The following is a 14631-nucleotide window of genomic DNA, read 5'->3' as shown; positions in this document are numbered from 1 at the left end:
AAAAATATGAAAGTTATTTTTTTAACTCATAGTACTTGTATTTTAGAAATACAAGGAATTAATTTATTAATTGATCCTTTTTTATCTAAAAATCCTAATTTTAAATTATTATTTAATAATTATATTAATAATAAGATAAAAAATATAAATTATATTTTAGTAACTCATGCACATTATGATCATACATGTGATGTAGAATTTTTTTCAAAAAAATTTAATGCTTTAATTATTTCAAATTATGAAATTTCTAATTTTTTTGAGAAAAAAGGATTAAAAACATATGGAATTAATTATGGATCTTTTATTAATTTTCCTTTCGGAAAATTAAAATATATTTGGGCGATCCATTCTAGTGTTTTTAATGATGGAACTTATGGAGGTAATCCTGGTGGTTTTCTTATACATAGCGTAACTGGAAAAAAGATTTATTTATCTGGAGATACTTCTATTCATTGTGAAATGAAAAATATCTCTACATATGGAAAATTAAATTTGTCTATTCTTCCTATAGGAGGAAGATATACAATGGATATTGAAGAAGCAATTTTAGCTTCCAATTATTTAAATTGTAATAAAATATTAGGTATACATTATGATACTTTTGAAGAAATTAAAATTAATCATAAAGATGCAAAAAAAAGATTTTTAGAAAATAAAAAAAAACTTTTTTTATTAGATATGTGTGAATCAATATTTATTTAAATATGATAAAATCTTTTTTAAAAAAAAAAAATTTTTTTTTAAAAAAAAAATTAAAAATTCTAAAAAAAATTTTATTAACAATAAAATATGGTTTTTAATTATAAAAAAAGAAAATAAAATAGGTATTGGAGAATGTAATCCAATTTTGGAAAAAATATCTAATAATAAATATGAAAAAGAATTACAATATCTTTCTAAAAAGATAAATATTTTAAAAAAAATAGAAATTTTTTATTATTTTCCTTATATTTCTTATTCTTCTATTTTATTTGGATTAGAACAGGCTTTTTTAAGTTTAATTCATAAATTTCCAATATTTTTTTATTCAAAATTTACAGAAGGTAAAGTAGGAATTCCTATTAATAGGATTTTTTGGTTAAAATCATATGAAAATCTTCAACAAGAAATAAATAAAATTTATAATAATAATTTGAAAAATTATTTAATGATTAAATTAAAAATTAATCAAAAATTTTTTCATTATCAATATTTTTTTTTAAAAAAAATAAAAAAAAAATATCCTTATTTAAAAATAAGAATTGATGCTAATGGATCTTTTAATAGTAAAGAAAAAGCTTTTTATTATATAAATAAACTTTATGAATTAAATATTATTGATGTTATAGAACAACCTATAAAAGAGGGTAATTGGAAAAATATATCAAATATATGTAAATATTCAAAATTACCAATTGCATTAGATGAAGAATTAATTGGAATTAATAAGTTGAAATATAAAAAAAAATTATTAGATTTTATCAATCCTCATTATATAGTACTTAAACCTAATATTTGTGGTAGTTTTTATGGAATTAAAGAATGGATAATTGAAGCTGAAAAAAGAAATATAAAATGGTGGATAACTTCTTCTTTAGAAAGTAATATTGGAATTAATGCTATTTCACAATGGATTTTTAATTATTTCAAAAATAAATCTTCTTATAATATTGGAATTCATGGTTTAAATATCAATTATTATTATAATGATTTTATTACTACTTTAGAAGTAAAAGAAGGAAAAATATGGTATAATCCATTAAAAAAATGGAATTTTAAAAAAATTTTTAATTTAAAAAATTAATCATGTGGATTGATTTTAATTCTAAAAAAATATTAACTCCTTTAGTAAATCCACATCATCCATTATATTATTGGCAAGAATCTATTTTAACTTTTTTAAAAAATTGGTATAATCAAAAATTATCATATTTAATTAGTTTTACTTCTGGAACTACTACAGGAATTCAAAAAAAAATTTTTTTAAAAAAAGAAAATATGTATAAATGTGCAAAAAGAACTGTAAAATTTTTAAAATTAGATAATTTAAAAATTAAAGGTCTTTTATGTTTATCACCAAATAGTATTGCTAGTAAAATGTTTTTAGTAAGAGCAATTATATATAAATGGATTATATATTGTATTCCTCCATCATCTCATCCTATAGAAAATATACAAGAAGATTTTGATATTATATCTATGGTTCCTATGCAAATTTTTTATAGTTTAAAAAAATTAAATAAAATAAAAATTATTTTAATAGGAGGAGCTCCGATTTCTAATAATATTGAAAATCAATTAAAAAAAATTTCAACTATTTGTTATCTTACTTATGGAATGACTGAAACATTAGGACCTATAGCATTAAAAAAAATTAATGGAATTAATAAGTCAAATTATTATCAAGTTTTTAAAGATATATCTATTAATTTAGATCATAGAAATTGTTTAAAGATATTTTCTCCTTATATTGAGGATAATTATATCCAAACAAATGACATTGTAAATATTATTTCTAATAATAAATTTAATTGGATAGGAAGATATGATAATATAATTAATAGTGGAGGAATTAAAATTATTCCTGAATTAATAGAAAAAAAAATAGCTCCATTTATTAAAAAAAAATTTTTTATATCTTCAATCCCAGATAAAATTTTAGGAGAAAAAATTATTTTATTTATTGAAGGATCTTTTTCTATTATTCGAATTCCTAATTATATTTTTTATAAAAATAAATTTTTAAAACCTAAAAAAATTTTTTTTATAAAAAAATTTATAAAAAATAATTTAGGGAAAATACAAAGAAAAAAAATAGTTAATAAATTTTTAAAAGAAAAATTTTTATTTTAAGAAAAAATTTTTATATAATTTTTTTCAAATTGAATTTTTAAAATTTTTAAAAAAGATTCTGTATCTAAATAATTAATTTTTTTATTTATTCCCTTACCCTTAATTAATTGAAATAAATCTTTAGTCATTTTTCCTGATTCTATAACTTCTATACAAGATTCTTCCATTATTTGAGAATATTTTTTTAAAAAAATATTATTATCTATAATAGCACGATGTTTAAGTCCACGTGTCCAAGTAAAAATAGATGCAATTGGATTAGTATAGACTTTTTCTCCTTTTTTATATAATCTATAATGTCTAGTAATTGTTCCATGAGCAGCTTCAGATTCTAAAATTTTTCCATTTGAATTTAATAATATAGATGTCATCATCCCTAATGATCCAAATCCTTGAGCAATTGTATCAGATTGAACATCTCCATCATAATTTTTACAAGCCCATAAAAAACCTCCATTAGATTTTATAACGTATGAAATCATATCATCTATTAAACGATGTTCATAAGTGATATTGAGTTTTTTAAATTTTAATAAAAATTCATTTTTATATATTTTTTGAAAAATATCTTTATATCTTCCATCATATGCTTTAAGAATAGTATTTTTTGTAGATAAAAAAAGAGGAATTTTTTTATTAATAGAATAATGAAAACAAGAACGAGCAAATCCATATATAGATTCATCTGTGTTAAACATCCCCATTGCAATGCCTGGGTTTATAAAATTATGAATTTTTATTTTTTTGGAATTTTTTTTATTTTCGCTTTCAAAATATAAATATAATTTTCCTTTTTCTTTAATTAAAAGATCAATAGATTGATATTGATCTGCATAAGCATGACGAGCAATATGTATCGGTTTTTTCCAATTTGATATAATACGAGGAATATTTTTTATTATGATAGGTTCTCTAAATATAGTTCCATTAATAATATTTCTTATTGTCCCATTGGGAGATGGCCACATTTTTTTTAAATTAAATTCTATCATTCTTTCTTTATCAGGTGTAATTGTAGCACATTTTATTCCAACATGATATTTTTTTATAGCAAAAGCTGCATCTATAGTAATTTGATCATTAGTTAAATCTCTATTTTTTATTCCAAGATCGAAATAGATAATTTTTATATCTAAATATGGAAAAATTAAATATTTTTTTATTTTTTTCCATAAAATTCTAGCCATTTCATCGCCATCTATTTCTACTATCGGATTAAGTACTTTAATTTTTTTCATTGTATTTTCTTTAAAAAAAGAAATTGATATTTTTGTGAATATTTTTTTTTTAATATAAGAAAATTTTCGAAATTTGTTTTTATAAAAAAAATTAATAATGTCTGATGTCAATTTTATAAAAAAATTATATTATAATAATACAAAAGGCGGTTATTCTTTTATAAAAAAAAAGATATATGAAAAATTTATAGAAGATTTATTTTATTTACTTTTTACTCCAGATAAAATATTATTAAAAAATAAAAATTTATTAAATAAAGTTTATCAAAATTTAAAAAATAAATTATATTCTATTTTTTTAGAACTAAATATTGAAGAAAAAGAATCAAAAAAATTTGTAAAAATATTTTTTAATAAAATTCCTATTATTTATAAAATATTAATTATAGATGCTAATGCTATATTAAATTTTGATCCTGCAGCAAAAGTTATAGAAGAAATTTTTTTATCTTATCCTGGTTTTTTTGCTACTGCTTTATATAGAATAGCTCATCAACTTAGTTTATTAAAAATACCAATTTTTCCAAGATTAATTACTGAATATGCTCATAGTAAAACTGGAATTGATATTCATTCTGAAGCAAAAATTGGAAAATCTTTTGTTATAGATCATGGAACTGGAATCGTTATTGGATCTAGTACAAAAATAGGAGATAAAGTAAAAATATATCAAGGAGTGACTTTAGGGGCGATACATGTATCTAAAAAATTAGCTAATAAAAAACGTCATCCTACTATAGAAAATAAAGTTACTATTTATGCTGGAGCAACTATATTAGGAGGAGAGACTATTATTGGACATGATAGTGTTATTGGAGGAAATGTATGGGTCACACATAGTATTCCTCCTTTTTCTATAGTATATCAAAAAAATGAAATAAAAATGAGGGATAATAATCCATTTCCTGATCCTATTAATTATATGATATAAAAAAAATATGAAAGTAGAGTGTATATTAGATACTATTGGAAATACTCCTCATATATGTCTTCGTCGTTTATTTCCATATCATAATATATGGATAAAATTAGAAAGAAATAATCCAGGAGGTAGTATCAAAGATAGAATAGCATTATCAATGATAGAAGATGCAGAAAAAAAAAAAATTATTAAAAAAGGAGATACTATTATAGAACCTACCTCTGGAAATACTGGAGTAGGTTTAGCAATGGTAAGCACTGTCAAAGGATATCGTTTAATTTTAGTAATGCCTGAATCTATGAGCATTGAAAGAAGAAAACTTTTTTCTATTTATGGAGCAAAATATATACTTACACCTAAAGAAAAAGGAATGAAAGGTGCGATAGAAAAAGCAGAAAAATTAATGAAAAAAATTCCTAATTCATGGATGCCTAAACAATTTGACAATATGTCTAATGTTAAAATACATAGAAATACTACAGCTAAAGAAATTATAAAATATTTTCCTGAAGGAATTGATTATTTTATCACTGGAGTTGGAACTGGCGGACATATTACTGGAATAGGAGAAATTTTAAAAAAAAAATTTCCAAAAATAAAAATATTTTCTGTGGAACCTATAGAATCTCCAGTAATTTTTGGTGGGGATCCTCATCCACATTCATTACAAGGGTTAGGTGCAGGGTTTATTCCATCAATATTGAATGTTCAAATTTTAGATGGAACTTTCTTAGTTACTAAAAAAGAAGCATTTAAATTTGTTCGTAAAACAGCAAAAAAAGAAGGAATATTAGTCGGAATTTCTACAGGAGCAGTTTTATCTACAATAGATAAACAATTATCTAATTTTCCTGAAAATTCTACAATTTTAACATTTAATTATGATTCTGGAGAAAGATATCTATCCGTAGATAATCTTTTTTTATAAAAAAAAATTTAATATTTTTATTTATGTTATCTGAATTGAATAAAAAAAATTTTGTTAATTTAATTAAATCTTCTACTGTAGAAGAAATTATTTGGATGTCTGGATATATGTCTGGAATATTATCTATATATTATAAAAAAAAAATAAAAAATAATTTTAATTATAAAATAACATTAGTTTATAGTACAGTATCAGGAAATTCTAAAAATTTAGCTTTTTCTATGATTAAAAAAGCTAAAGAAAAAAAATTAAATATTAAATTGATTGATTTAGATCTATATAATTTAATAGATTTAAAAAATGAAAATTATTTTTTTATTATTATTAGTACACATGGTGAAGGAGAACCTCCTTCATCTGCTAAATCATTTTTTAATTTTATTCATAAAGAAAAAAATCTTAATTTAAAAAATATAAAATATAGTGTTTTAGCATTAGGTGATCGTTCTTATACTTTTTTTTGTAAAGCTGGAGAAGATATTGATAAACGGTTATATAAACTAGGAGCTAGTAGAATAATACCATTATATAAATGTGATGTAACAGATTTTAAAAAAAAGGCAGATGATTGGTTTATTAAAATATTCACTTTTTTTAAACTAGACATTAACATAGAAGAAAAAAAAAAATTAATGGAATCATTATAAATAAAAAATTATTAAATAAAAAAAAAAAAGGATATAATAAAGAAATATATCATATTGAAATAAAAAATAATAATAAAATAGATTATTCTCCAGGAGATTCTATAGCTATAAAAGCTGAAAATTCTTCATTTATGGTTAATGCAATTATTAATTTTTTTCAAAAAATTTTATTTAATGATTATGCATATAAAAAAAAAATATTTTTTTTATTAAAAAAAAAATTAAATATTATTTTTTTATCATTCAAAATGTTAAAAAAATATTCTTTTTTAATAAAAAAAAATATTTTTTTTCATAAATATAATTGGGATTTATTAAATCTTTTGAAAAGATATCCTATTCCTAATAATATAAATTATTTATATAATTTAATTAAAATTATGGATCCTATAAAACCTAGATTATATTCTATTTCTTCTTCTCATAGAGTTCATAATAATTTAATACATATTACAATATCACGTCATCAATTTAAAATTAATGAAAAAATTAAATATGGTTTTTGTTCTAATTTTCTTTCTCAGTTAAAAATAGGAGATAAAATCTCTTTTTCTATTAAAAAAAACCATGTATTTAAATTGCCAGAAAATAATAAGGATATAATTCTTATTGGAACAGGGACAGGTATAGCTCCTTTTCGTTCTTTTTTATATGAAAGAGAAATAATGCAAGCAACAGGAAAAAATTGGCTTTTTTTTGGAAATCAGTATTTTTTGAATGATTTTTTATATCATAATGAAATTAAAAGATGGGAAAAAAATAGGATCCTATATCGTGTAGATGTTGCTTTTTCTAGAGATAATAAAAAAAAAATATATATACAACATAAAATATGGGAAAATAGAAAAGAATTTTTTTTTTGGATACAAAAAGGCGCATATATATATATATGTGGGAAAAAAAAACCTATGAGTATAGATGTAGAAAATACTATATATCGAATAATAGAAATAATAGGAAAAGTTTCTCCGATTTTATTTATAAAAAAAATGAAACAAGAAGGTAGATATTTAAAAGATGTTTATTAAAATTGATAATTTTTTTTACAATTTTTTTAGCCATTTTATATTTAGATTCTTTAGTCCATCCAGCTATATGTGGAGTTAAAATTACTTTATTAGAATGAATCAAATAAAAAAAAGTTTTATATTTTTTAGGACAAAAAAACAAATCTTCAAAAGAAGATTTTTCATATTCTAATACATCTAAACATGCTCCATATATTTTACCATTTTTTAAGGCATTTACTAAATGATCTGTAAAAACACATTCTCCTCTAGATGTATTAATAAAATAAAAAGGTTTACAAAAATTGTTAATAAAATTATTATTAATCATTTTTTTTGTTTTATGAGTATAAGGAACATGTAAACTAATTATATCTGATTTCAAAAATATTGTTTTCATATCTACTTGTTTTGCATAAATATCTCCTTTGTTTGGTATAATATCATAACAAAATATTGTAGTTTTAAATCCTGATAATTTTTGAGCAAAAGCCTTTCCAGTATGTCCATATCCAATAATTCCTATTGTTTTTCCCATAATTTCTATTCCTAGATTAGATTTTCTATTCCATTTTCCTTTTTGAATTTCTTGATGAGAACGAAATATATGATTCATCATGGATAAAAGCATTCCTATAGCATGTTCTGCAACAGAATCTTTATTATCATCTGGAGTAGTGATTATTTTAATTCCTTTTTTTAAAGCATAATTTTTATCTATATGTTCTATTCCAGATCCAATACGTGCAATAAATTTTAAATTTATTGCTTTTTGAATAAATTTTTTATTTATAGAAAATCTACTTCTAAAAATAATTCCATCATATAAAGATATAATTGATAAAATATTTTCTATAGGATCAAAATAATTTTCATGACAAATAAATCCTTCTTTTTTTAATTTATATATAATAAAAGGATGATTTTTATCTAAAATTAAAATTTTTTTAATTTTCATAATTAATTATCATAATTTTTTTCATTATTTTCATCATTAAAATTTTCATTATTTTCATCATTAAAATTTTCATTATTTTCATCATTAAAATTTTCATTATTTTCATCATTAAAATTTTCATTGAGATCTATAATTTCTTTTAAAGCATTTTTATTTTTATAATTTTCATCACAATGATTCCAATTAGATTGATAATTTTTTGGTTTTCTAAATAATAAATTTTTATGATATTTAAGATTCGTATCTTTATATAAATATTTCATATAATGAGCCCATATTGGCAAAGCCATATTAGCTCCTTGACCTAATTTTATATTTACAAAATGAGAAAATCGATCTTCCCAACCTACCCAAACTCCAGTAGTTAAATTTGGAATTATTCCTATAAACCATCCATCTGAATTTTCATTAGTTGTTCCTGTTTTACCTGCTATATCTATATTAAAAAAATTATATTGATATAATAATCTTTTAGCAGTTCCATATTCTACTACACCTTGCATTAGTTTTAACATAATATATGCTACTTCTTCACTAAAAACTTGTCTTCTACTGATATCAGTATGTTCCTTAATTAATTTTCCATATTCATCTTCTATTTTTATTAAAATAGTAGGTTTAATATAAAATCCATAATTTGCAAATGTATTAAAAGCACCTGTCATTTCATATAAAGTGATATCTGCAGATCCTAAAGCTATAGATGGATGTTCAGGAATTATGGATTCTATTCCCATTTTTTTAGCTAAATGAATAACTGGTCCAGGTGTAATTTTTGATATAAGACGAGCTGAAATAGTATTGACAGATAATGCTAATCCATCTTTTAAAGTAAGATATCCTCCATATTTACCATTTGAATTTCTAGGACTCCATGTCCCTAAATGAAATTTTTCATTAGAAATTTTTGTACAAGGATTATAATGTAATTCATTAATTGCTGTGGCATATAGAATCGGTTTAAAAATTGAACCTACTTGACGTTGTGTTTTTGCTACATGATCATATTGAAAATAATTAAAATCTATTCCTCCAACCCATGCTTTTATATATCCTGTATAAGGTTCTATTGATAACATTCCACCTTGAATAATACTTTTTTGATAACGAATGAAATCCCATGGTGAGATGGATACAGTTTTATATCCATTCCAAGTAAATAATTTGATATTTTGTGGTTTTTTAAATTGTTTTATAATTTTTTCTTCTGTATATCCTTTTTCTTTAAGATTTTGATAAAATTGTGTTCTATGCATAGCAGATAAAATAATTCTATTAGTTTTTTCTGTAGAAATATTTAAAAATGGAGCATTTTTATTTTTTTTTTGAGAATTATTAAATAATAATTGTAATTTACTAAGATGTTTTTTTATCGATTGTTCTGCATATTCTTGCATTTTTAAATCAATTGATGTATATATTTTTAATCCACTAGAATAAAGATTTAGTTTTTTCCCTGTTTTTTTTTCGTAATCATCTAATGCTTCTTGAATTTCTTTTTTTAAAAAATCACTATAATAAGTTAATAATTCAAAATCTTTTTTTTGTATTTTAAAATTTATTTTTATAGGTTTTTTTAATTCTTGATTATATATTTTTTTAGTTAAAAAATGATATTTTTGCATTTGTGATAAAACTAAATTTCTTTGTTTTTTTGCTCTATTAGGATATAATTTAGGATTAAATAAAGAAGGATTTTCTAACATCCCCACAAGAATGGCACATTCTCCTAAATTTAGATTTGATGTTTTTTTATTAAAATAAGTATGAGCCGCTGTTTCTATTCCTTTTGCATTATATAAAAAATCGAATTTATTATAATACATAGTAATTATTTCTTCCTTTGTATAACGTTTTTCTAATTCAATAGCCATTACCCATTCTAATAATTTTTGATGTATTCTTTGTAATTTATTTTTAGCAGATTTTCCTGTAAAAAGTAATTTAGCTAATTGTTGAGTAATAGTACTCCCCCCTCCTTTTTTTCCTAAAGAAAAAATAGCTCTTAAAAAAGATTTAGCATCAATACCTGAATGATATTTAAAACGAATATCTTCTTTGGATAATAAAGCATTAATAAGATTTTTGGGAAATTCTTTATAAGATATAAGAGTTCTATTTTCTGAAAAAAATTTTCCTAATAAAAAACCATTATAATCATATATTTCGGATCCTACTTCCATTATAGGATTTTCTATATCTTTAGTACTAGGTAAAGATCCTAAATAACCTTTATATGCTGCATAAAAAATTATAAAAAAAGTTAAAAGTACTATTAAAAAGAAAAACCAAAAATAAAAAATAAGTATACGAAAATAAAAATTTATTTTTTTCTTTTTTTTATACACTTAACAAAATTATTTTTTTTATATAATAAAAATGATTTTTAATAAATTAATCTTTAAATGTTAATTCTGTTTTATGAATAATTTTATTTTTTGATAATTTTTCTAAGGAAACAGATGTTTTATTTTTTTTTAAAATTTCTTTAATTTTTTTTATTTCTATATTATACCAAGTATTAGGGCTTTTAATATAAGAAAACCACATTTGTTGTTTAAATACATCAATTTTCATACATTTTGCTATTCCTTTTTCTGTATCAATTTTACTATTAAAATCTGGAAAATTTTTTATATAAGATAAATAAGTATCTAATTCATAATTTAAACAACATTTTAATTTATTACATTGTCCAGTTAATTTATCTATATTGATAGAAAGTTGTTGATATCTAGCTGAATTAGTATTCACACTTTTAAAATTTTTTAACCAAGTAGAACAACAAAGTTCTCGCCCACAAGAACCTATTCCTCCAATTTTTGCGGCTTCTTGTCTATATCCAATTTGACGCATTTCTATACGGATATGAAAAGTTAAAGCTAATTCTTTAATTAATTTTCTAAAATCAATTCTATTTTCAGCTGTATAATAAAAAGTTGCTTTATCTCCATTCGCTTGATATTCTACATCAAAAATTTTCATAGTAAGATTCAATTTTTTTACAATTTTTTTAGCTTTTATAAGACTTTTATGTTCTTTTTTTTTAAAAAAATTACATAAAGAAATTTCTTTATCAGTAGATTTTCTATATATATTTTTAATTTTTAAATAATCAAATGGTTTTTTAATATTTCGTATTTGTAAGGTTACTAACCTTCCAGTTAAAGTTACTATTCCTATATCATATCCTATCTTATATGAAGATTCAACAGTTACAAAATCTCCTTTATTGAGGTTAATTTTTTTTTTATTATAAAAAAATTCTTTTCTATCATTTTTAAATTGGACTTCAACCAATTCATTTTTGTTGAAAAAAAAAGGATATGGTATATGAGATAACCAATCTATTACATTAAGTTTATTACATTTTTTATGTTTATTATAACATTGATTTATTTTTGAACAATTCGAACATAATTTTTCCATTATTTTAATAATTTTAAAAACAAAAATAAAACTTTTATTTTTTTTCTTATTTTTTTATATTTTATTTTATATATAAAAATATATGAAAAAAAAAATAGCTGTATTTCCTGGGTCTTTTGATCCAATAACTTTAGGTCATTATGATATTATTCTTAGATCTTTAAAATTATTTGATAAAATTATTGTAGCTATTGGAAATAATTATAAAAAAAAATATATGTTTTCTATTAAAAAAAGGAAAGAGTGGATAAAAAAAACTTTTATAGATTTTTCTCAAATAGAAATTGATTTTTTTCAAGGATTAACTATTTCTTTTTGTAAAAAAAAAAATGCAAATTTTTTATTAAGAGGACTTAGAAATCAATTAGATTTTGAATTTGAAAAAAATATATATTATGTTAATAATAAATTAGATAAAAATAATTTTATTGAAACAATTTTTATTTTTTCTTCTTATGAAAAATCTTATATTAGTTCATGTATAGTTAGAGATATTATCAAAAATGGAGGAGATTATACTTTATTTGTCCCTCACTCTGTAAGAATTTAAAAAAAAATTTAATTTAAAAAATTAAGAGTAATTTGTTTTTTTTCTATATTGACATCAATTAATTTAACTTTGACTTGATCCCCTAAATAATAAATTTTTCTTTTTTTTTTTCCTATAATACTATTTTTTGATTGTAAAATATAAATATCTTCTTGAATATCACGTAGTCGAATCATTCCTTCTATTTGAAATAAAAATAAATCAATATAGATACCCCAATCTGTAAAACCTGTAATAATTCCATCAAATTTTTGTCCTATATATTTTTTTATATATTTAACTTGTAAAAATTTTGAAAATTCTCTTTCTATATCTATGGATAAACGTTCTTTATAACTACAATATTGAGATTGTTTTTCATAAAATTCTTTTAATTTTTTAGATTTATTATATTTATTAAATAATAAATAATTATTTAATAAACGATGAGCAATAATATCTGAATATCGTCTTATAGGAGAAGTAAAATGAGTATAATATATAAAGGATAAACCATAATGTCCGATATTTTTGGTAGAATATTTAGCTTTACTCATAACACGAAGAATTAAATTTTCAATAAAGTTTTTTTCTGGTTTTTTATGAATATTTTTTAATAGAAAATTAATAGATTTTTTAAAATTTTCTTTATCTAAAGAATAACCTAAAGGTTTTATTATTTTATTTAAATCTATAATTTTTTTAAAATCTGGTTTATCATGTACTCTATAAATATATATTCTTTGATAAGGTTTTTTATCTAAATTTAAACTTACAAATTCTGAAATTTTTCTATTTGTTAATAACATAAATTCTTCTATTAGATGATGAGCATCATTATTTTTTTTAAAAAATAATTTAATTGGATTTTTTTTTTCATCTAAATTAAATTTTACTTCTAATCTTTCTAAAGAAAGAGCTCCATTTTTTAATCTATTTTTAGTTAAAATTTTAGAAAAAAATAATAACGTAGAAATATCTTCATAAAAATCTCCTTTTTTTTTATCTATTATATCTTGTACTTCTTCATATGTAAATCTTCTATTAGACCGTATAATAGTTTTTCCAAACCAACTTTTCAATATTTTTCCTTTTTTATTAAAATTAAAAATAGAGGAAAAACTTAATTTGTCTTTTTCTGGAAGTAAAGAACAAATATTATTAGATAATTTATGTGGTAACATAGGTATTACTTTTTCTTCTAAATAAATAGAAGTACCTCTTGTATATGCTTCTTTATCTAAAAAACTTCCTTCTTTTACATAATGAGTAACATCAGCAATATGTATTCCTATTTCCCATATATTATTATTTAATTTTTTAATAGAAATGGCATCATCAAAATCTTTAGCATCAATAGGATCTATTGTAAAAGTATTAATTTTTCTACAATCTTTTCTAAAAGAGGTATCGAAATTTTTTTTTAAAAAAATTTCTTTTGTTTCTTTTTCTACTTCTTTAGAAAATTTATATGAAATTCCATATTCTTCTAATAAAGAAAATATTTCTGTTTGATATTCTCCAGATAATCCAAATACTTTTATAATTTCTCCTAAAGGATTTTTTAAATTTTTAGGCCATTTTATGATTTTTACTAAAACTTTTTCATTATGACGAAATCCTTTTAATTTATTTTTAGGAATATAAATATCGACATGAATAGTTTTTTTAGGAAAAATTACAGATCCATATTTATAATTAGATTTAATTTTTAATATTCCAATAAATTTTTTTTTTTTTCTTTTAATAATTTTTATAATTTCTCCTTTGATTTTTTTTCCTGATTTTTTTAATAATTTTATTTGAACTAAATCTCCTTCTAATGATCTATTAGTTTTATTTTTAGGAATAAAAATGTCTTTTTTAAATCCATTTACATTAACAAATGCATATCCATTATGAGTAATATTAATAAACCCAATAATTTTTTTTTTTTTAAAAAAATTTTTCTTTTTTTTATTTTCTAATTTCATGATTAAAATACATATCAATTAATTGTTCAAAAAATTATAATCTACAAGAATTTATTTTAAAAAAAAACTATCCATTTTTTTCTCTATTCAATTTAGTATTAGATATATTATTTATTATCTTTGCAATGATCCGTTTTTTTACTATTTATTTTTTAAAATAAAAAAATT

Annotated in this window: 13 protein-coding genes; 8 read left to right on the top strand and 5 right to left on the bottom strand. The window is 20.4% G+C overall.

Annotation, left to right across the window (positions count from 1 at the left end; translation table 11 throughout):
- Positions 1-6: 6 nt before the first annotated feature.
- From H0H56_RS01780 to H0H56_RS01770, 3 genes are read left to right on the top strand one after another with little or no spacing between them, the layout of a single operon-like run.
- Complete coding sequence (locus tag H0H56_RS01780; protein ID WP_185873645.1) at positions 7-702, top strand: metal-dependent hydrolase; 696 nt, start codon at positions 7-9, stop codon at positions 700-702.
- A complete protein-coding gene (locus H0H56_RS01775) occupies positions 683-1783 on the top strand; it encodes an enolase-like domain-containing protein (RefSeq protein ID WP_185873644.1) in 1101 nt (366 codons plus the stop codon). The genes H0H56_RS01780 and H0H56_RS01775 overlap by 20 nt, the downstream gene beginning before the upstream one ends.
- Positions 1784-1785: 2 nt before the next feature.
- On the top strand, positions 1786-2832 hold the full coding sequence (locus H0H56_RS01770) for an acyl-CoA synthetase family protein (RefSeq protein ID WP_185873643.1): 1047 nt from the start codon (positions 1786-1788) through the stop codon (positions 2830-2832).
- Here H0H56_RS01770 and H0H56_RS01765 read toward each other — a convergent pair.
- Positions 2829-4070, bottom strand: a complete 1242-nt coding sequence (locus tag H0H56_RS01765; protein WP_185873642.1) for an NADP-dependent isocitrate dehydrogenase — start codon at positions 4068-4070, stop codon at positions 2829-2831. The two genes, H0H56_RS01770 and H0H56_RS01765, sit on opposite strands and share 4 nt — an antisense overlap.
- A gap of 97 nt (positions 4071-4167) precedes the next feature.
- Between H0H56_RS01765 and H0H56_RS01760 the strand changes: the two genes are divergently transcribed.
- From H0H56_RS01760 to H0H56_RS03045, 4 genes are all read left to right on the top strand, one after another.
- On the top strand, positions 4168-5001 hold the full coding sequence (locus tag H0H56_RS01760) for a serine O-acetyltransferase (protein WP_185873641.1): 834 nt from the start codon (positions 4168-4170) through the stop codon (positions 4999-5001).
- 7 nt (positions 5002-5008) lie between these two features.
- Positions 5009-5920, top strand: a complete 912-nt coding sequence (cysK, locus tag H0H56_RS01755; RefSeq protein ID WP_185873640.1) for a cysteine synthase A — start codon at positions 5009-5011, stop codon at positions 5918-5920.
- A gap of 23 nt (positions 5921-5943) precedes the next feature.
- The gene (locus tag H0H56_RS03050; RefSeq protein ID WP_238858458.1) at positions 5944-6567 is read left to right on the top strand and encodes a flavodoxin domain-containing protein; all 624 of its coding nucleotides are present in this window, start codon (positions 5944-5946) and stop codon (positions 6565-6567) included.
- Positions 6568-6698: 131 nt separating this feature from the next.
- Positions 6699-7595, top strand: a complete 897-nt coding sequence (locus H0H56_RS03045; protein ID WP_238858457.1) for a flavodoxin domain-containing protein — start codon at positions 6699-6701, stop codon at positions 7593-7595.
- On the opposite strand, the gene H0H56_RS01745 is transcribed toward H0H56_RS03045, so the two are convergent.
- The 3 genes from H0H56_RS01745 to H0H56_RS01735 are packed head-to-tail and all read right to left on the bottom strand — an operon-like array spanning position 7546 to position 11961.
- Positions 7546-8532, bottom strand: a complete 987-nt coding sequence (locus H0H56_RS01745; RefSeq protein ID WP_185873639.1) for an NAD(P)-dependent oxidoreductase — start codon at positions 8530-8532, stop codon at positions 7546-7548. The two genes, H0H56_RS03045 and H0H56_RS01745, sit on opposite strands and share 50 nt — an antisense overlap.
- 2 nt (positions 8533-8534) lie before the next feature.
- Complete coding sequence (locus H0H56_RS01740; protein WP_185873638.1) at positions 8535-10880, bottom strand: transglycosylase domain-containing protein; 2346 nt, start codon at positions 10878-10880, stop codon at positions 8535-8537.
- 46 nt (positions 10881-10926) lie between these two features.
- The gene (locus tag H0H56_RS01735) at positions 10927-11961 is read right to left on the bottom strand and encodes a PSP1 domain-containing protein (protein WP_185873637.1); all 1035 of its coding nucleotides are present in this window, start codon (positions 11959-11961) and stop codon (positions 10927-10929) included.
- Positions 11962-12043: 82 nt separating this feature from the next.
- Here H0H56_RS01735 and coaD point away from each other — a divergent pair, with 82 nt between their 5' ends.
- The gene (gene coaD, locus H0H56_RS01730; protein ID WP_185873636.1) at positions 12044-12511 is read left to right on the top strand and encodes a pantetheine-phosphate adenylyltransferase; all 468 of its coding nucleotides are present in this window, start codon (positions 12044-12046) and stop codon (positions 12509-12511) included.
- An 8-nt stretch (positions 12512-12519) separates the two neighbouring features.
- On the opposite strand, the gene rnr is transcribed toward coaD, so the two are convergent.
- Entirely contained in the window at positions 12520-14463 is a 1944-nt protein-coding gene (gene rnr / locus H0H56_RS01725) for a ribonuclease R (RefSeq protein WP_185873635.1), read from the bottom strand.
- Between the last annotated feature and the right edge of the window lie 168 nt (positions 14464-14631).

The organism is Blattabacterium cuenoti (assembly GCF_014252455.1).
GTDB classification, from domain to species: Bacteria; Bacteroidota; Bacteroidia; order Flavobacteriales; family Blattabacteriaceae; genus Blattabacterium; species Blattabacterium cuenoti_R.
Note: the sequence above shows the minus strand (reverse complement) of the source record. Positions and strands in the feature narration are given on the sequence as shown.

What these genes read in the sequence shown, in the direction of transcription:
- H0H56_RS01745 (WP_185873639.1), bottom strand. Translation starts at nt 8,532, where the DNA reads ATGAAAATTAAAAAAATTTTAATTTTAGATAAAAATCATCCTTTTATT.
- rnr (WP_185873635.1), bottom strand. Translation starts at nt 14,463, where the DNA reads ATGAAATTAGAAAATAAAAAAAAGAAAAATTTTTTTAAAAAAAAAAAA.
- H0H56_RS01735 (WP_185873637.1), bottom strand. Translation starts at nt 11,961, where the DNA reads ATGGAAAAATTATGTTCGAATTGTTCAAAAATAAATCAATGTTATAAT.
- H0H56_RS01760 (WP_185873641.1), top strand. Translation starts at nt 4,168, where the DNA reads ATGTCTGATGTCAATTTTATAAAAAAATTATATTATAATAATACAAAA.
- coaD (WP_185873636.1), top strand. Translation starts at nt 12,044, where the DNA reads ATGAAAAAAAAAATAGCTGTATTTCCTGGGTCTTTTGATCCAATAACT.
- H0H56_RS03050 (WP_238858458.1), top strand. Translation starts at nt 5,944, where the DNA reads ATGTTATCTGAATTGAATAAAAAAAATTTTGTTAATTTAATTAAATCT.
- cysK (WP_185873640.1), top strand. Translation starts at nt 5,009, where the DNA reads ATGAAAGTAGAGTGTATATTAGATACTATTGGAAATACTCCTCATATA.
- H0H56_RS01780 (WP_185873645.1), top strand. Translation starts at nt 7, where the DNA reads ATGAAAGTTATTTTTTTAACTCATAGTACTTGTATTTTAGAAATACAA.
- H0H56_RS01770 (WP_185873643.1), top strand. Translation starts at nt 1,786, where the DNA reads ATGTGGATTGATTTTAATTCTAAAAAAATATTAACTCCTTTAGTAAAT.
- H0H56_RS03045 (WP_238858457.1), top strand. Translation starts at nt 6,699, where the DNA reads ATGGTTAATGCAATTATTAATTTTTTTCAAAAAATTTTATTTAATGAT.
- H0H56_RS01765 (WP_185873642.1), bottom strand. Translation starts at nt 4,070, where the DNA reads ATGAAAAAAATTAAAGTACTTAATCCGATAGTAGAAATAGATGGCGAT.